The 17,813-nt window shown below is 71.6% G+C and carries 14 protein-coding genes and 2 tRNA genes; 6 read left to right on the forward strand and 10 right to left on the reverse strand.

What is annotated here, in order from left to right:
- Positions 1-4: 4 nt before the first annotated feature.
- The gene (locus tag AC6CQV_RS11865; protein ID WP_101307153.1) at positions 5-484 is read right to left on the reverse strand and encodes a GNAT family N-acetyltransferase; all 480 of its coding nucleotides are present in this window, start codon (positions 482-484) and stop codon (positions 5-7) included.
- A 253-nt stretch (positions 485-737) separates the two neighbouring features.
- Between AC6CQV_RS11865 and arr the strand changes: the two genes are divergently transcribed.
- Entirely contained in the window at positions 738-1,160 is a 423-nt protein-coding gene (gene arr, locus AC6CQV_RS11870; protein WP_498259568.1) for an NAD(+)--rifampin ADP-ribosyltransferase, read from the forward strand.
- A gap of 32 nt (positions 1,161-1,192) precedes the next feature.
- Here the strand turns inward: arr and AC6CQV_RS11875 are convergent.
- From AC6CQV_RS11875 to serS, 5 genes are all read right to left on the reverse strand, one after another.
- Positions 1,193-1,284: transfer RNA gene (locus tag AC6CQV_RS11875), tRNA-Ser, on the reverse strand.
- A gap of 103 nt (positions 1,285-1,387) precedes the next feature.
- Positions 1,388-2,686, reverse strand: a complete 1,299-nt coding sequence (locus AC6CQV_RS11880; RefSeq protein WP_498259569.1) for an LCP family protein — start codon at positions 2,684-2,686, stop codon at positions 1,388-1,390.
- A 35-nt stretch (positions 2,687-2,721) separates the two neighbouring features.
- Positions 2,722-2,806, reverse strand: a tRNA-Ser gene (locus AC6CQV_RS11885).
- A gap of 114 nt (positions 2,807-2,920) precedes the next feature.
- Positions 2,921-3,733, reverse strand: coding sequence for an HAD family hydrolase (locus tag AC6CQV_RS11890; RefSeq protein ID WP_498260697.1), 813 nt, complete (start codon positions 3,731-3,733; stop codon positions 2,921-2,923).
- Positions 3,734-3,840: 107 nt separating this feature from the next.
- Positions 3,841-5,121: a serine--tRNA ligase gene (serS, locus tag AC6CQV_RS11895; RefSeq protein WP_061782011.1), complete on the reverse strand. Its 1,281-nt coding sequence runs from the start codon at positions 5,119-5,121 to the stop codon at positions 3,841-3,843.
- A 153-nt stretch (positions 5,122-5,274) separates the two neighbouring features.
- Between serS and AC6CQV_RS11900 the strand changes: the two genes are divergently transcribed.
- A complete protein-coding gene (locus tag AC6CQV_RS11900; protein WP_101305527.1) occupies positions 5,275-6,297 on the forward strand; it encodes a diacylglycerol/lipid kinase family protein in 1,023 nt (340 codons plus the stop codon).
- On the opposite strand, the gene AC6CQV_RS11905 is transcribed toward AC6CQV_RS11900, so the two are convergent.
- Both AC6CQV_RS11905 and AC6CQV_RS11910 read right to left on the reverse strand, forming a co-directional pair.
- On the reverse strand, positions 6,294-6,890 hold the full coding sequence (locus AC6CQV_RS11905; RefSeq protein ID WP_498259570.1) for a TetR/AcrR family transcriptional regulator: 597 nt from the start codon (positions 6,888-6,890) through the stop codon (positions 6,294-6,296). The genes AC6CQV_RS11900 and AC6CQV_RS11905 overlap by 4 nt on opposite strands.
- Positions 6,891-6,895: 5 nt before the next feature.
- Positions 6,896-7,447, reverse strand: coding sequence for a hypothetical protein (locus AC6CQV_RS11910; RefSeq protein ID WP_498259571.1), 552 nt, complete (start codon positions 7,445-7,447; stop codon positions 6,896-6,898).
- Positions 7,448-7,570: 123 nt separating this feature from the next.
- On the opposite strand from AC6CQV_RS11910, the gene AC6CQV_RS11915 reads away from it, so the two are divergent.
- Both AC6CQV_RS11915 and AC6CQV_RS11920 read left to right on the forward strand, forming a co-directional pair.
- Positions 7,571-8,917, forward strand: a complete 1,347-nt coding sequence (locus AC6CQV_RS11915) for a cryptochrome/photolyase family protein (RefSeq protein ID WP_498259572.1) — start codon at positions 7,571-7,573, stop codon at positions 8,915-8,917.
- Between the two features lie 11 nt (positions 8,918-8,928).
- Complete coding sequence (locus tag AC6CQV_RS11920; protein ID WP_061782013.1) at positions 8,929-10,008, forward strand: LLM class flavin-dependent oxidoreductase; 1,080 nt, start codon at positions 8,929-8,931, stop codon at positions 10,006-10,008.
- Positions 10,009-10,210: 202 nt separating this feature from the next.
- Here the strand turns inward: AC6CQV_RS11920 and pheA are convergent, their stop codons facing one another.
- Positions 10,211-11,194, reverse strand: a complete 984-nt coding sequence (gene pheA, locus AC6CQV_RS11925; RefSeq protein ID WP_240191188.1) for a prephenate dehydratase — start codon at positions 11,192-11,194, stop codon at positions 10,211-10,213.
- Between the two features lie 23 nt (positions 11,195-11,217).
- On the opposite strand from pheA, the gene AC6CQV_RS11930 reads away from it, so the two are divergent.
- Positions 11,218-11,853, forward strand: coding sequence for a hypothetical protein (locus tag AC6CQV_RS11930; protein WP_498259573.1), 636 nt, complete (start codon positions 11,218-11,220; stop codon positions 11,851-11,853).
- A 32-nt stretch (positions 11,854-11,885) separates the two neighbouring features.
- A complete protein-coding gene (pgm, locus tag AC6CQV_RS11935) occupies positions 11,886-13,529 on the forward strand; it encodes a phosphoglucomutase (alpha-D-glucose-1,6-bisphosphate-dependent) (protein ID WP_498259574.1) in 1,644 nt (547 codons plus the stop codon).
- Between the two features lie 108 nt (positions 13,530-13,637).
- Here the strand turns inward: pgm and AC6CQV_RS11940 are convergent, their stop codons facing one another.
- Positions 13,638-17,735 carry a glycoside hydrolase gene (locus AC6CQV_RS11940; RefSeq protein WP_498259575.1) on the reverse strand — a complete coding sequence of 1,366 codons (4,098 nt, stop codon included), beginning with the start codon at positions 17,733-17,735 and terminating at the stop codon, positions 13,638-13,640.
- Positions 17,736-17,813: the final 78 nt, after the last annotated feature.

Genomic DNA, 17,813 nt, shown 5'->3' on the forward strand with positions numbered 1-17,813 from the left:
GACGTCAGGACTGCTCGGCGAGCACTTTCTGCAGGAAGACCTGCGCGGTGCCGTCGCCCTGATCGATTCGTTCACTCTCGCGATAGCCGAGACGCTCGTACAGCGCGATATTCTGCGTGCTCAGCGAGCCGGTGAACAGCTCCGCCCGCCGGCATCCGCTCTCGATCCCCCGCTGCTCGACCGCCTCGAGGAGACGCGAGCCGATGCCCTCCCCCTGCTGGTCGGGCGCGATCGCGATGCGACCCACCAGAAGCACCTCACCATCCGCGACGGCGCGCACGACCCCGACCAGGCGCGACGCGGCGAGTGCGACGCAGCCGAGGTTCTCACGCAGTTCGAACGCGACCTCATCCAGGGTCTGCGTCAGCGGCGCCATGTCGGGGTCGCCGTAGATGAGCGCCTCCGTGACGAACGCCGCGCGCTGAACCGTCAGCACCTCCCCGGCATCGGAGGGACGGATGGGGCGAATGATGATCTCGGACATGGCGTCCATCCGTATCGCTCACCGTCCACCGGGTCAACCCCCTCGGTGCGTCGCGGGCAGGCTTCTTACGTTCGCCCCACCGCATCCTGACGTCCCGCGCCGTCGGAACGGGAGGTGCGACCTCGACCGATGCCGCCTCCGGAGAGGACGCCCGTGATGCAGCCGTCCTCCTTCTTCTGGAAGAGATCATCGTCTGCGGCCGCCTCGTCGGCATCTCGTTCCGCGCGCGCCGCCGGCGACCTACGCTGAGGTCGTGAGCGCAGTCGACGAGACGGGTCCCTTCTTCCACGGCACGGTCGCCGACCTGCACCCGGGCGACCTCCTGAGCCCGGGGTTCCGATCGAACTATCGACCCGACGTCGTGATGAACCACATCTACTTCACCGCGCTGCTGGCCGGCGCCGCTCTCGCGGCCGAACTCGCCGCTGACCTCGTCGGCGACGGCCGCGCTCCTCGCGTCTACCTCGTCGAGCCGACAGGCGCTTTCGACGACGATCCGAATGTGACCGACAAGAAGTTCCCCGGCAATCCCACGCGCTCCTACCGCAGCACGGCGGCGCTGCGCGTGGTCGAGGAGGTGGAGGACTGGCCGCGACTGACGCCCGAGGAGCGGCAGCGGTGGCGCGATCGCATCACATCGCGACCGCCCAGGGAACGAGGCGAGATCCTCAACTGACGGGGAGCAGCTCCGCCGGAGCGAGAGGAAAGTGGCGGAGACGGAGGGATTTGAACCCTCGGTCCCCGTAAGGGGACTCCACCTTAGCAGGGTGGTGCACTAGGCCTGACTATGCGACGTCTCCAGGCGCTGCGCGGCCGGAGCCGCGCGAACGCACCCGGCAATCATAACCGGTCCGAGCCCTCCCGCCGAACCGGAGGCCGCGGCATCCGGCCCGTGCCCGCGCGTCAGCGCTGCGCGACCGTGCAGGTGACCTGCGCCGCCGTCTGACCCGTGATGGAGCTCGGCAGCTGCACGGCCTCCTGCGTCGGCGTGGGCGCCGCCGCGGTGGCCCCGGCATCCGCTGTCGCCGTCGGTTCCGGGGTGGCCGGGTCGCTGGGCGTGGGCGTGGCCTCGCCGACGACCTCGGTTCCGTAGCCGTCGCTCGTGGAGCCCGTCAGCTGGATCGGCTGATTGTTGGCGAGGGCATCAAAGAGCACCTTCGCCGCCGACGTCACCGGGTCGACACGAGAGCCGTCCGACGCGTACACCGTCGGATACTGCACGAAGACGATGTCCTGGTAGGGCACGCTGCGCACGGCCATGGCGATCTGCACCATGTTCTGGGGGTTCGCGAGGGTCTTGCTCAGCACGACCTGCGGCGGGTCGGACGTCACCTGCTGCAGCGCCGTGTTGGCGAGGTTGAACAGCGTCGCGGGGTTGCCGAGCACCCCCTCCGACTGCAGCTTGCGCACGAGTGAGCTCAGGAACTGCTGCTGGTTCGAGATGCGGCCGAGGTCCGACCCGTCGCCGATGCCGTGACGGATGCGCAGGAACTGCAGCGCCTCGGCGCCCTTCAGCGTGTGCTCACCCTTCGTGAGGTTGAGTCCGGTGTGGCTGTCGCTGATGTCGTCGGCGACGCACACGTCGACACCGCCGATGGCGTCCGACATGTTGATCACACCGGTCCACCGCGTCGCGGCCGCGAACCGGATGTCGACGCCGGTCAGCTTTTCGATGGTGGCAACGGTGCAGGACAGACCGCCGTACATGTAGGACGCATTCAGCATCTGACCGCTCATCGCGGAGTACTGCGTGCCGTCTGGGCCCGTGCACGACGGGATCGGGACGATCATGTCGCGGGGGAAGGAGACGACGGTCACGCGACGGGGCTCGTCGGAAATGTGCACCAGCATGGTGACGTCGTTGCGCTCGCCGTCGGTGTCGCCGTTCTGGCAGGCGCCGGACAGCGCGGCGTTCGGCCCTTCACACGAGTCGGTGCCGACGACGAGCATGTTGACGCCGCCCTCGATCTCACCGAGCGTGGGCGGCAGCTGCTCGTCATCGCCGCCGATGGAGACACCGGCGGCCTCCACGGCGCGGGTGGCGTCCCAGACGTAGAACGCCCCGACGGCCGTCGTGCTGATCACGGCGACGGCGACGACGGCGGCGAGGATCGCGAGCACCTGCGAGAGCGGGTGGGGCGACTTCAGGATGCCGTGTCGGGCGACGGGCTGCCGACGAGGGCGCTCGGGGCGTGGGCTCACGGGGGACCTTTCGACAGCGGACACGACCGCTCCTGCGGAGGGTGTGGGATTCGAACCCACGGGACATCTCTGCCCACCGGTTTTCAAGACCGGGTCCATCGGCCGCTCGGACAACCCTCCCTGACGGACGCCGCGGCATCCCCAGACAGGCGTCGAGTCTAGTCGACGGACCGTGCCCATCTTCGCGCCTGCGCCTGGGCAGCCGCTGAAAGCGCGGGTCGTGTCGTCGGCAGCTCAGAGCTGCCGCAGGACGTCCGCGACACCGCCGGCGTGGACGGATGCCGTGATCTCCCCCGCCTCGCGGCGCACCTCTTCGGGCCCCTGCCCCATCGCGATCGCGCGTCCGCCGTGTTCGAGCGCCCACCGGAACATCCCGAGGTCGTTGCGCCCGTCCCCCATGACCAGCACCCGGTCGGGCTCGACGCCCAACCAGGTGCGCACGCGCTCCAGCGCGGTCGACTTGTCGACGCCCTGCGGTGCGATGTCGAGCCAGGCCGACCAGCCCACGGCGTACGACACCTTGCTCAGGCCGATGCGGCCGACGAGCTCGAGGAAGTCCTCGTCGGTCTCGTCGGGCGAGACCACGACGACACGGCACACCGGCTGGGCGACCAGCTCGGCGAAGTCGACGCGGCGCGCGTTCGCCAGGTTCCAGTCGTCGAGGCGTTCCGTGTAGAGCCGCTCGCCGTCGGCCAGCTCGACCATGTACTTCGCGTGCGGCAGGTGCGCGCGCAGCAGCCCGACCACCTCCGACGGATCGAACGTCTCGATGTGGAAGCGCTCGTACCGGCCCTCTTCGGCGAAGTCGCCGCCGACCCGCTTCATGATGACCGCCCCGTTGGAGCAGACCGCGTAATCGGGAGCGAGCTCGAGCACGTGCTGGATGCCGCGCGTGCCCTCCCAGCTGCGCCCGGTGGCGAGCATCACCTCGTGCCCGGCGCGGTGCGCGTGCGCGATCGCCTCGACGACTCCCGGGCTGAGCGTCTCGTCCTCCAGCAGCACGGTGCCGTCGACGTCGAGGGCGATGAGCAGGCGCTCGGTGACCATCGTCGGATTCTCGGTGTCGTCCGCAATGGTCTCGATGAGGTGAGCCGCGTCTTTCTGCGCGACAACCGACACCGCTCCGGTGTGCGGCAGCTCTTCTCCGGCGCTCGTCACGCGATCGGCTCCGCCACCTCGAGGCCGCCGAGGTAGGGCCGCAGCACCTCGGGGATCACGACGGAGCCATCGGCTCGCTGATGCGTCTCGAGCAGCGCCACGATCCAGCGGGTGGTGGCGAGGGTGCCGTTGAGGGTCGCGACGGGCGCGGTCTTGCCCGCGCCGCCGCCCTCCACGGCGGGCCGGTGCCGCACGTCGAGCCGGCGCGCCTGGTAGGTCGTGCAGTTGCTCGTCGAGGTGAGCTCGCGGTACGAGCCCTGCGTGGGGACCCACGCCTCGACGTCGTACTTGCGGGCCGCGCTGGAGCCGAGGTCGCCCGCGGCGACGTCGATCACGCGGTAGCTCAGGCCGAGGTCCTGCAGCATCTGCTCCTGCAGCGCGACGAGCCGCAGGTGCTCCGCCTCGGCGTCCTCGGGCGTCGTGTAGACGAACATCTCGAGCTTGTTGAACTGGTGCACGCGGATGATGCCCCGGGTGTCCTTGCCGTACGAGCCCGCTTCGCGGCGGTAGCAGGTCGACCAGCCGGCGTAGCGCTTGGGGCCCGCCGTCAGGTCGAGGATCTCCCCCATGTGGTAGCCGGCGAGCGGGACCTCGCTCGTGCCGACGAGGTAGAGATCGTCGGCCTCCAGCTTGTAGACCTCGTCGGCGTGCTGCCCCAGGAATCCGGTGCCGCGCATGACCTCGGGACGCACGAGCGTCGGCGGGATCATGGGGATGAACCCGGCATCCACGGCGCGCTGGAGCGCGAGGGACATGAGCGCGTATTCGAGGCGCGCTCCGATGCCGGTCAGGAAGTAGAAGCGACTGCCCGACACCTTGGTGCCGCGCTCCATGTCGATGGCGCCGAGCTTCTCGCCGAGGGCGAGGTGGTCCAGCGGCTCGAAGTCGAAGGATGCCGGCTCGCCGTGCGTCCGCACCGTGACGAAGTTCTCTTCGCCCCCGGCCGGAACGCCGTCGATGACGATGTTCTCGATGCGCGCGAGGGCCGCATCCGCCGCCTCTTCGGCGACCGTGACGGCCTGCTGCGCGGCCTTGACGCGGTCGCTGAGCTCCTTCGCCTGGGCGACGAGCGCGGGCTTGTCCTCCTTGGGCGCGGCGGCGACGGTCTTGCCGTGGGCGTTCTGCGCGGCGCGCAGCTCCTCGAAGGCGGTGATCGCGGCGCGTCGGGCACGGTCGGCCTCGATCGCATCGTCGACCGTGTCGGGCGACTCGCCGCGGGCCTGCTGCGAGCGCTTGACGAGGTCCGGGTTGTCACGGAGGAGAGCGAGATCGATCACCCGACAAGTCTAGTTCGCGGGGTCCCATCCGCTCGGCGTGGCGGGTCGCCCAGCGTCCGGGCGGAGTCCTCGAGTGGACGAGCCCGACGGGCCCGCCCTCCCCGGACGTGCCCGCCCCGCCGCTCATGTTCACCGCCGGGTATGTTTAGCCACATGGCACCTGCTGACGTCACTGCGCCCTCCGGTGACGAGGTGCCGCGCCGTCGCGCGGCGCTCGTCTACAACCCCATCAAGGTGGATGCCGACGCTCTGCGCGCCGCCGTCACGAGCCACTCCTCGGATGCCGGCTGGGGCGAGCCCCTCTTCTTCGAGACGACCGTCGACGAGCTCGGCGACGGTCTGGCCCGCGAAGCGATCGACGCCGGAGCCGCCGCCGTCCTCGTGGCGGGGGGCGACGGCACGGTCCGCGCCGTCAGCGAGGCGATGGCCGGGTCCGAGGTGCCCCTCACGATCGTGCCGAGCGGCACCGGCAACCTGCTCGCCCGGAACCTCCAGCTGCCGCTCACCGATCCCGACGCGATGATCGCGGCGACGTTCGAGGGCGACGTGCAGGCGATCGACGTCGGGTTCGCGGAACTCGTCCGCCCCGACGGCGAGCGCGAAGAGCGTGCGTTCGTCGTGATGGGCGGAATGGGCCTGGATGCCGCGATGATCGCCAACACCAGCGGCGACCTGAAGAAGAAGGTCGGCTGGGTCGCGTACGTCGACGGTGCCGCGCGCTCGCTCGTGAAGGCGAAGCCGTTCTCGATCATGTACCAGGTCGCCGGTCACCGGATGCATCGCGCCCAGGTGCAGAGCGTGCTGTTCGCGAACTGCGGGTCGCTGCCGGCCGGGCTCGAGCTCATCCCCGAGGCGTCGGTGGCCGACGGCCAGCTCGACATCGCGATCTTCCAGCCCAAGACCGCCTTCGGCTGGCTCGCGGTCTGGCGCCGCGTCGCGTGGGACAACAGCGTGCTGCGACGCTTCCGCACGGGTCGGCGGATCCTGCGGCTGCGGACCAAGGACAACTCGATCCGGTACGCGCGGGGCACCGGCATCCAGATCGCGGCCGGCGCCGCCACGCCCGTGCAGCTCGACGGCGACGAGTTCGGCGAGGCGACCGCGGTGGACGTCCGCATCCACGCCGCCTCGCTCCGGCTCGCCGTGCCCTCCGGGCACACCTCCCCCGCGCTCTAGCGCGGACGCCGGGCGATGTCGTCGAGATGCGCGACGACCAGGCGGCGCGCCGCCTCCGCGTCATCGTCCCCGCCCCACACCGCGTGCAGGGCGGCGCCGTCCAGCAGCGCGTGCAGCCGCTCGACCTCCAGGCCCGGGTCACGCCCGGCGCCGAGGTCGCCGGCCTCCCGCAGAAGCTCGATGCACGCGCGGCACGCCGCGGCGACCCCGCGGTTGAGGCGCAGGACCGAGTCGTGCAGCCGCGCATCGGTGAGAGCGAGCACCCCGAGCTGGATCTGGGCGAGCAGTTCCACCCTCCGGTCGTGATCGAGGGGCAGCAGCTGCTCCAGGATCTCTTCGGCGAGCCGCCGTCCTGAGAAGTGCCCGCCGAGCCCGGCGATACGCGCGGACACCCGCTGATCGATGAGCAGCAGACAGTGCTCGCGCAGCGCGTGCTGCGTGGGAAAGGTGCGCCGCAGCGACGCGACCGCGATGCCCGCCTCGTCGGCCACGCCGCGCACCGACAGTCCCGCGAGGCCGTCGCGCTCGAGCACGCGCAGGGAGGCCGCGGCGATCTCTCGCGTGCGGGCGTCGTGGTCGATGAGCCGGGGCACGAGAGCTAGTGTGCCCCGACGGGCGGCGCCGAGGGGGCGCGCCGCGGCCAGATCGTGTAGCTCACGGCCCAGATCACGTCGGCGGCGAGGATGATCCCGAGGATCCGGACGTTGATCAGCAGCTCGTCCGTCCCGTTGCCGTCGCGGGCGAGCGCGATCAGCCCCCACGTGACACCGCCCGCGATCACGGCCATGACGATGGTGCGCAGCACGTCCTTCCAGCACGCGATCGTGTACGCGGTACCCGAGAGTTTGACGGGCGGGGGCCCGGAGGCGAACCGGTGCGCGAAGCGCACGTCGGCCCACGCGATGACCTGATGGCCGAAGGCGACCGAGAAGCCGATGTAGATCGCGGCCAGCCCGTGCTGCCACGAGGCGGTCCCGCCGCGGAGCAGGTCGAGCGCCACGAGGGTCAACAGCACCACGTCGATCACCGGAGCCGCGATCAGCAGCGCCGCTCCCAGCCGCGGCCGCCGCAGCGGGTAGCGCGCAAGGAGGCCGGCGAGCACGGCCACCCAGAACCCGACCTCGCACGCCACGATCAGCGTCACGATCATGCGACCCGCCTCTCCCTCTTTGTGAGTACAACTGTACTCACAAAGATTCCCGCCGCGTACCGCCATCCCCACCGCGCACGCAAGGGCTCGCCGCGGCCCGACGCACCCGGCACCATGGAGAGCATGTCGGCATCCCCGAGTCTCGTCTGGTTCCGCGACGACCTCCGCCTCGCGGACAACCCCGCCCTGCGGGCGGCGGTCGACCGCGGCGGACCGGTGGTGGCCGTCTTCGTGCTCGACGAGGAGTCCCCCGGCTTCCGTCCCCTCGGCGGCGCCGCCCGCTGGTGGCTGCACCACTCGCTCGCCGCCCTGGCCGAGGGGCTCCGCGAGAAGGGGACCGCGCTCGTCCTGCGCCGCGGCGCCGCCGCCGAGGTCATCCCCCGCCTCGCCGCGGAGGTCGGCGCCGGCGCCGTCTTCTGGAACCGGCGCTACAGCGCGCCGGAGCGCACGGTCGACGCCGGCCTCAAGGAGTCGCTGCGCGCCGACGGCCACGAGGTGAGCTCGTTCGCGGCATCCCTGCTGTTCGAGCCGTGGACCGTCCGCACCGGCGCCGGCACGCCCTACGGCGTCTTCACGCCGTTCTGGCGGGCCTGCCAGCAGCTGCCCGCACCACGCGAGCCGCTGCCCGAGCCCCGCGAGATCGCGGGGCCGCCGGCGCCGCCGGCATCCGACGACCTCGACGACTGGGGACTGCTGCCGACGGCGCCCGACTGGGCGGGCGGCCTCCGCGAGCGCTGGACGCCCGGCGAGCCGGCGGCGCGGCGGCGCCTGCACGCGTTTCTCGCCGAGGACGTCGCCGACTACGACCGGGCCCGCGACGAGCCCGCGGGCGGGGCGACCTCGATGCTGTCGCCCCGGCTGCGGTGGGGCGAGCTGAGCCCCCACCAGGTCTGGCACGCGGCGGTGTCGTCGGGTGCGCGCGTCGGCGGCTTCCTCTCCGAGGTGGGCTGGCGGGAGTTCGCGTGGCACACCCTCTTCCATGCCCCCGACCTGGCGACGAAGAACCTCAAGCCCGCCTACGACGCGTTCCCCTGGCCGCGACTGAAGCCCTCGATGCTGCGCGCGTGGCAACGGGGCGAGACGGGCGTGCCCCTCGTGGATGCCGGGATGCGGGAGCTCTGGGTCTCGGGCTTCATGCACAACCGGGTGCGGATGGTGACGGCATCCTTCCTCATCAAGAACCTGCTGATCGACTGGCGCCGCGGCGAGGAGTGGTTCTGGGACACGCTCGTCGACGCGGATGCCGCCAGCAACCCGTTCAACTGGCAGTGGGTGGCCGGGTCGGGCGCCGACGCCGCCCCCTACTTCCGCATCTTCAATCCCGAGCTGCAGGCGAAGAAGTTCGACGCCGACGGGCGGTACGTCCGCGAATGGGCGCCGGATGCCGCGGCGCGCGAGCCGATCGTCGATCTCAAGGAGACCCGCGACGCCGCGCTGGCGGCGTACGAGGAGGTCAAGCGCGCCGGTTGAGCGCTCGCGGAATGCGAGGACCGCCCGCGGGGTTGTCTCCGACGATGTCTCCTGCGCTCTCCGTCCTCGATCTCGTCCCCGTCCGCACCGATCAGACCAGCACCCAGGCGGTCGCCTCCTCCCTCGCCCTGGCCCAGCGGGCCGACGAGCTCGGCTACCGCCGCTACTGGTTCGCCGAGCACCACAACATGCCCGCGGTGGCCTCGACGACGCCGCCGGTGCTCATCGCCGCGGCCGCGGCCCGCACGTCGCGCATCCGGGTCGGCTCCGGCGGAGTGATGCTGCCCAACCACGCCCCGCTCGTGGTGGCGGAGCAGTTCGCCGCGCTGGAGGCGATCGCGCCGGGACGGATCGACCTCGGACTGGGACGCGCGCCCGGAAGCGATCCGGTCATCACCCAGCTGCTGCGGATGAGCGGCACGTCCAGCGACGTCGACCGCTTCCCCGAGCACGTGCGCGACATCTCGGCGCTGATGTCGCCCGACGGCGCCACGGTGCGCCTGACCGGTCGCGGCGACGGGGACGATCGATACGGCATCCACGCGACCCCCGCCGCCACGGGCGCTCCGGAGGTCTGGCTGCTCGGCTCGAGCGACTACTCCGCCCAGCTCGCCGCGGCCTTCGGGCTGCCGTACGTGTTCGCGAACCACTTCTCGGGCGAGGGCTTGGAGCGCGCGCTGGATCTCTACCGCGCGCAGTTCCAGCCGTCGGCCCACCTCGACGCCCCGCGCACCTTCCTCACCGCCAACGCGGTCGTCGCGCCCACCGCGGCGGAGGCCGAAGAGCGGATGCTGCCGCAGGCGCGCATGATGGCGCGGCTGCGCGGCGGCCGCCCCCTGACCGCGCTCGAGACCGTCGAGCAGGCCGCCGCGGCGGAAGCGGAGGACCGGCTCGCGGCCCCGCTCATCGACGCTCTGCGCCGCCGCTGGTTCGTCGGCACGGGCGAAGAGTCCCGCGCGGCCCTGGCCGCGTTCGCCGAGCGCCACGGCGTCGACGAGGTCATGATCTCCCCCGTCTCGGGAGCCTACGACGGTGAGGCGATGGACAGCGCGACCGGCCGCATCCAGACTCTCGAGCTGCTCGCGGCCTGAGTCCGGAGCTGCGTACGGCGTTTCGACTCGCTGCGCTCGCTCAACGACCGGCAACAGGCGCACCCCCGGTCGCTGCGCTCGCTCAACGACCGGCAACAGGCGCACCCCCGGTCGCTGCGCTCGCTCAACGACCGGTAACAGGCGCACCCCCGGTCTCTGAGCGGGGAGCGCAGCGACGAGTCGAAACGCCCCGCCGCAGGCGTCAGGCCTCGGGCGCCCCGGAGATGAGGCCGCGCAGCCAGTCGCGGGCCTCGACGAACACCTCGTCGGAGTAGCGGTCGGGGTAGTGCACGATGGCGCGGTCCGCGCGCGGGTACGACCCCAGGTAGATGACCTTCGGGCTGAAGCGGCGCAGGCCCAGGAGGGCGTCGGCCATGCGCTCGTCCTGGATGTGGCCGTCGGCGTCGATGACGAAGCGGTAGCGGCCGAGAGCGTCGCCGATGGGCCGCGACGCGAGCAGCGAGAGGTTGATGCCGCGCGTCGCGAACTGCTCCAGCAGCTCGAGCAGCGCTCCCGGGTACTCCTCGGGCAGCTCGACGATCAGCGAGGTCTTGTCCGCGCCGGTGGGCGGCGGTGCCGACACCGTGCGGCTCACGAGCACGAAGCGCGTCACGGCGTTGGCGTTGTCGCCGATCTCCTCGGCCAGCAGCTCGAGGTCGTGGTGTTCGAGGATGCCGGGGGGTGCGATGGCCGCGTCGGCGTCGCTCACGCCCTCGATCATGTCGACCGCCGAGGCCACATTGCTCGACGCGGGCAGGTGGGCGTGGTCGGGCAGCGTCGCCGACAACCACCGCAGGCACTGGCCGTAGGCGACCGGGTGCGCGGCCACGAGTCGCACGTCTTCGAGGCGCATGCCGGGTCGGCCCACGAGCACGAAGTTGACTCGCACGAGATACTCACCGACGATTCTCAGCCCGGGCATCGTCGCCAACGCGTCCTGCGCCGTGGAGACCCCGCCGTCGACCGAGTTCTCGATCGCGATCATCGCGGCATCCGAGCGGCCGTCGACGACATCGGCGAGCGCTTCCGCGACGTTGCGCACCGGACGCCAGATCTGATCGCGCGCCTCGGGCACCTGCGCGAGGGCCGCCTCCGTGAAGGTTCCGGCCGGACCGAGATAGCTGTAGGTGCGGCGCGTGGGCAGCGGTGCCGCGGTTGCCGCGGTCGACGAAGGCGCGGAAGTCACGGGTGACAGCCTACGCTGAAGGGGTGAGCCGCCGATTCCTCCCCCTCGCCGCCGCTGCCGCCCTCGCCCTCACCCTCGGCCTGAGCGCCTGCGCCCCCGAGGAGTCGAAGCCGGCGGGAGACCCCACCCCGAGCGGCTCGGCGAGCGCGACCCCGACCCCCACGCCGACCCCGACCGCGACGCCGTCGCCCTCGCCCACTGCAGACCTCGCCTGCCTGGTCGGCGAGTGGCACATGGGTCAGGACCAGGTCACCGCCTTCTACAACGACGTCAACTCGCTGATGGCCGGCTCGGGCGCCGTGTTCACGCCGGTCGGCACCGCCGATCTCGAGCTGCGCAAGGACGGAACGTACACCTGGACCCCCGCCGAACGGGTGACGGCGAACGTCTCGGGCACGACGATCCTGATCCAGTTCAAGGGATCGATCACGGGCACCTACACCGTGACCGGCAACGGCATCGGCAGCCAGACGCAGGACACGTCCGGCATGGAGATCATCGCGACGATCGACGGCAAGGGCACGGATGCCGGGGCCATCAGCCAGCAGATCTCGGGCGCCCCCATCACCGACGCGAAGTACGGCTGCAAGCCCGACACGCTGACGCTGATCAACAAGCTCTCCGACAGCACGGCGACCTCCGTTCTGCACCGGAAGTGACCGCCGGCCCGCCGCAGTGACAGACTGTGGACATGAGCCGCGCAGGACAGCCAGCCGAAGCCTCCGACCTCATCGACATCGATGAGCTCATCGCCGCCTATTACGACCGCAGACCCGATCCGTCCGTTCCCGAACAGCGCGTCGCGTTCGGCACGAGCGGCCACCGCGGGTCGTCGCTGAGCACCAGCTTCAACGAGGACCACATCCTCGCGACCACCCAGGCGATCGTCGACTACCGGGCGGCCCAGGGCATCACCGGCCCCCTGTTCCTCGGTCGCGACACCCACGGGCTGTCGCTGCCGGCCGAGCGCACCGCGGTGGAGGTGCTCGTCGCGAACGGCGTCGACGTGCGCATCGACTCCCGTGACGCGTGGGTGCCGACGCCGGCCCTCAGCCACGCCATCCTCACCTACAACCGCGGCCGCGCCCTGGACGACCCGGGCCGCGCCGACGGCATCGTCGTCACCCCGTCGCACAACCCGCCGCGCGACGGCGGCTTCAAGTACAACCCGCCGCACGGCGGCCCGGCCGACACGGATGCCACCGGGTGGATCGCCGACCGGGCCAACGCCCTGATCGCCGCCGGCCTGGACGGGGTCGCGCGCACCCCGTTCAAGGACATCGACGCGGACACGCTCGGAACCTACGACTTCCGCGAGGGCTACGTCGCCGACCTCGCGAACATCATCGACGTGGAGGCCATCCGCCGCGCCGGCGTCCGCATCGGCGCCGACCCGCTCGGCGGCGCCTCCGTCGAGTACTGGGCGCTGATCGGCGAGCGCTACGGCCTCGACCTCACGGTCGTCAACCCCGAGGTCGACCCGACGTGGCGCTTCATGACGCTCGACTGGGACGAGAAGATCCGCATGGATCCGTCGTCGCCCTCGGCGATGGCCGCGCTCGTCGCCCGCCGCGACGAGTACGACGTGCTCACCGGCAACGACGCGGATGCCGACAGGCACGGCATCGTGACACCCGACGCCGGCCTGATGAACCCGAACCACTACCTCGCCGTCGCGATCGACTATCTGTACGCGCACCGCCCGCAGTGGCCGGCCGACGCCGCCGTCGGCAAGACGCTCGTGTCGTCGATGATCATCGACCGGGTCGCCGCGTCGCTCGGCCGGCGCCTGCTCGAGGTGCCCGTGGGCTTCAAGTGGTTCGTTCCGGGCCTGCTGGACGGCTCAGTGGCGTTCGGCGGCGAGGAGTCGGCGGGGGCGTCCTTCCTCCGTGTCGACGGCACCGTCTGGACGACCGACAAGGACGGGATCCTGCTGTGCCTGCTCGCCGCCGAGATCATCGCGGTCACCGGCAAGAGCCCGTCGCAGCGCTACGCGGAGCTGGAGGCCGAGTTCGGTGCGTCCGCCTACCAGCGCGTGGACGCCCCGGCATCCCCCGCGCAGAAGGCGGCGCTGTCCAAGCTCGCTCCGGAGGCCGTCACCGCGACGGAACTCGCCGGCGAGCCGATCACCGCGAAGCTGTCCCACGCGCCGGGCAACGGCGCCGCGATCGGCGGCCTGAAGGTGCAGACCGAGCACGCCTGGTTCGCCGCGCGCCCGTCCGGCACCGAGGACGTCTACAAGCTCTACGCCGAGTCGTTGCGCGGTGAGGAGCATCTGCGCGAGGTGCAGGCCGAGGCCCGCGCCGTGGTCTCCGCGGCCCTGGCCGACTCGTGACGTCGCGCGACGCCTGACGTCGCGTCACACACGGCAGCGGCCCCGTCCCTCCTCTCGGAAGGGCGGGGCCGCTGCCGTGACGCCGCTCAGGCGGTCGTCACGGCGTTCTCAGCCGCGCGCCGGGCGCCGACGCCGCACGAGGGCGGCTCCCGCGATCAGCAGCAGCACCGCGATGGTGAGCGCCAGGGCGAAGGGCGCCGTCGCGCCGGTGGTGGCCAGCGTGGTCGGCGGCGCCGTGACCGTGACGGCGTACCAGCCGATCACGGTGCCCGCGGCATCCGTCACGGCGAGGCGGTGCGCACCGGCGACCGCGTCCAGCGGAACGGTCACGGGGATCGTCCCTGCGGCCGAGACCGTCGCGGCGCCGAGAGCCCGCGGGGTCGAGAACAGCCACGCGGCGACCTGCTGGCCCGCCCGATCGGCGCCGACCTGCACCGAGACGGTGCTGCCGGCGGCGATGGATGCCGGGCCCGAGATGCGCCCCTCGAGCGCGGCCGTGAGGTCGGCCTCGGTCGGCGTGGACGTGCCGGGTGCGCTCGTCGCGGTCGCCGACGGCGAGGGGCTCGCGGTGGGCGATCCCGTCGGCTCGGGCGTCGCGGTCGGCGTCGGCGTCGCGGTCGGCGTCGGTGTGGGCGTGGCGGTGCCCGGCTGACCGGTGACCGCGTCCGAGGTCGCCGTACCCGCCGTGAAGCCGGGCGCGGTGGCCGTCGCCACGACGGTCAGCTCGTGTCCGACGTCGTCGGTCGTCACGGTGTACTGCGCGCCGTCCGCGCCATCGATCGCGACGCCGTCGCGCTGCCAGACGTAGGCGAGGTCGGCGGTGGCGGGGTCGACGGTGCCGGGCACGGCGCTGAGGGCGGCGCCGACCGTCGGCGTGCCGCCGATCGTCACGCCCGAGAGCACGGCCGCACGCGCGACGGTCACGGTGTACGACTTCTGCGCACCGGAGGGCGCGGTCACCGTCACGGTGGCCGTGCCCTGCCCGTCACCGGGCTGGACGACCCGGACGCTCGCGTCCTGGTCGACCGCGGTCGCGGCGACCACCGGCCAGGCCGAGCCCGCGACGGCGACCTCGTACGCGGTCGTGTCGGCGGAGAAGTCCTTCACCGACGCCGACCCGACGGTCAGTCGCGCGAGGTCGGCGACCGCCGACGGCGAGGCGGCCGGGGCGTAGATCTCCACCTCCGAGACGATGAGGTGCGTGTTCGGATACGCGTTCATCACCACGCGCACCTGGTCGGCCGAGGCCGCATCGACGGGGACGTCGACCTGCGGATCGCCGGTCGCCGGAGTGCCGACCGTGATCGTGTCGCCGATCACCCACTCCCCGGTGCCCAGGCGGTGGTCGATGTGCATCGTCTGAGCCCACGACGTGCCGCCGTCGCGCTTGAAGTAGACCTTCACGTGGGTGACGGGCGTCGGAGCGGACAGGGCGTAGGTGAGGGTGTCGGAGGCGTTGAGCGTGCCGCCGCGCCAGTTCGACCAGCCCTTGTCGGTCGTCACGCCGTTGATCGTGCGCGTGGCCGGGTAGCCGCTCTCCGTGTAGGTGGCGGTGGGCGTGCTCGTCGGGGCGACGTTCTTCTCGGTGGGCGTCGTCACGATGACCGTCAGCACGGCGTCGAGCGTGCCGCCTCCGGGCACGGCCACGGTTCCCGGCACGCGCACGGTACCCGGCGCGGCCAGCTCGGCATCCGTCACGGCATCCCACGACCACGTGACCGGTGCGGCCACCGTCGCGCCGCCCGTACGCACCTCCAGGGGCACGGTCGGCGGCGCCGCCGCCGACACGGCGTCGAGCGTGGTTCCCGCGTAGGTGGTGAGCGAGACCGGCACGGCCGCGGTGAAGGCGCCGACGTCGACGAGCGCGCGGGCGGTGAACGGTGCGCCGAACAGGTCGGTGCCGCTGCCGGCGACCTCGGTCGTCCCGGCGGACCAGTCGTGTCCGGAGAGGTCCCACGTCACCGCGGCGGTGCGCGTGAGGCCGCCGAGGTAGCGGACCTGCACCGTGCCCGGGAGGGTGGGAGCCACGCCCGCCTCCGTCGTGACCGTCACGTCCGCGACGGTGTCGATCGCGGTCGGCGCGAGGGTCCACGACTGGTTGGCGCCGTTGTTGGAGGTCCAGAGCCCCACGCTCGTGCCGTCGGAGGTGCCCCCGCCGTTGACGTCGAGCACCCGGGTGCTCGCGACGTTCAGGAAGGAGTAGCTCCGACCGTCGAGGGTGTTCGGCACCCACTGCGCGGCCGGATCGGCCGCCGCCTGCTCGGCGCTCTCGGTCGCGAGGGTCAGGGAGGTGCCCGACGAGGCGAGATAGCGACCGTCACCCGAGCGCAGCAGCACCCGCTGGCGATCGGTGCCGACACCGCTGAGGGTGACCGCCGTCCAGGTCTGCGCCGTCGCGGCATCCGCCGTCGTCGCGGAGCTGCGGATCGTCAGCGCGGCGTTCTGCACCGTGAGCGCCTTGCCGCTCTGGGTCCCCAGCAGCTGGTAGGTCGCGCCGTCCTTCACGGCCGGCGCGGCCGCCGCGACGCCGGAGACGCCCGACACCACGAACGTGGTGACCGACTTGGCCGGCACCGTCAGCGTGGCCGTGCGGGTGAGGGGGTCGATCGCGACGTCGCTTCCGCGCACGAGCGCGTTCTGCTCGACCGCATCCGCCGGCGACTGCGTCGTGACGATCGGGGTGACCTTGGCACCGGGAGCGATCTGGCCGAAGTTCGACAGGTCCAGGCGCACCGTGCGGGCGGATGCCTCGGTGTTCACGTGCACGAGGTTCACACCGTCGCCCGCCGCCGTCACGGCCGCCGTGGTCTGCGTGTCGTTGGTCGGGACGATGTGATCGCCGGGTCGGATGTAGTGCGTGAAGTTGCGGATCGTGTTGTACTTCGCGTTCGTCAGCACCTTGCAGGACGCGTCGGCGTCACCGTCGGCGAGGCGTCGGGCGGACTGGTTCTGCGCGTTGCAGTCGAAGTCGATGAAGACGCTGCCCCAGTTGGTCTTCTCGACCTTCTGCATGTTGTACAGGTCCTCGACGGGCTGCCAGAACACCCAGGCGCGCGGCTCGAGTTCGCGCAGGTCGTCGATCATGTGACCGGCCATGCCCAGGCCGTTGTCGATGTTGGTCTGGTTGAAGCCGGCGTTCGAGCTGTCCCAGTTGCCCTCGACCTCGCTCATCCACAGCGGCTTGTCGGAGGTCTTGGCGATGTCGCGCACCATCGTGCGGTTGGACGTGCCGTAGGTGTGGACGTTGAGCTGGGAGACCTCGTCGCGAGAGGTCTGCGACCAGCCGTTCCAGTTCGTCACGAACGTCGAGGGGTTGGTCTCGTCCATGGCCGAGATCGGGACGTCGGTCGTGGTGCCGGGGGCCGCGAGGCGCGCGGCGAGCGCCTGGATCATCTGGTCCTGTCGCTGCGGACCGATGTGGGCGCCCTCCTGGCGGCTCGCGGAGCTCGGCCACGTCGCACCCTGCGGGATCGTGGTGCCCCAGTAGTTCGTGTTCGGCTCGTTGAAGGGGTCGAGCGAGTCGAACTGGATGCCGTAGGTCTCCTCGAGGTGCTCGACGACCTTGACGAGGTAGCCCGCGAACTTGTCCATGTCGGCGGGGGCGAGCTGCTCGGAGGTGGCGTTGTTGATGCCGCCGGAGACGTAGCCGCTCTGCGTGAGGAAGTACGGGGGCGAGTTGCTGAAGGCCTCCCACTTCGTGATCTTGTCCTTCAGCGCCTCGATCCACCAGCGCTGGGTCGCGTCGGCGTTCCAGTCGAAGGCGTCGGGGTCGTCGGGGTTCCAGGCCGCGGCGTAACGGGCGCGGTCGGCGTAGGTGGAGGTGATGGGCCCGGACGCGTCGCTGGCGTTCAGGTCGGGGTTCCACCATCCGTCCACGGCCCCGCCCGGCCGCAGGTACGACGGCACGTCGGTGGCGTTGCCGCCGCCGATGTTGTAGCGGGCGATGTTGAGGTTGAGGCCGTCTTCGCCGAAGACCTTCTCGAGCAGGTCCTGGCGCACCTGCTCGGGATAGCCGCCGGTCGCGTTGGCGAACCAGACGAGGCTCGTGCCCCACCCTTCGAAGGCCTCGGACGCGTAGGCGGGGTTCGGGGTGATGGTGACGGCGGATGCCGCGACGGCCGGTTCCGGTGCCGCGAGCGGCGCCACGAGACCGGTGACGCCGAGGGCGGTCACGGCGGCGAGGGCGATCAGGCCGGGGGACTTCATCGTGGGGGATTCCTCTCTGTATCGCGTCGTCGCGACCGGGGAGCCAATGCATGTTGACGTTAACATGGCTGGGACAAG

The organism is Microbacterium sp. EG9, from assembly GCF_059759475.1.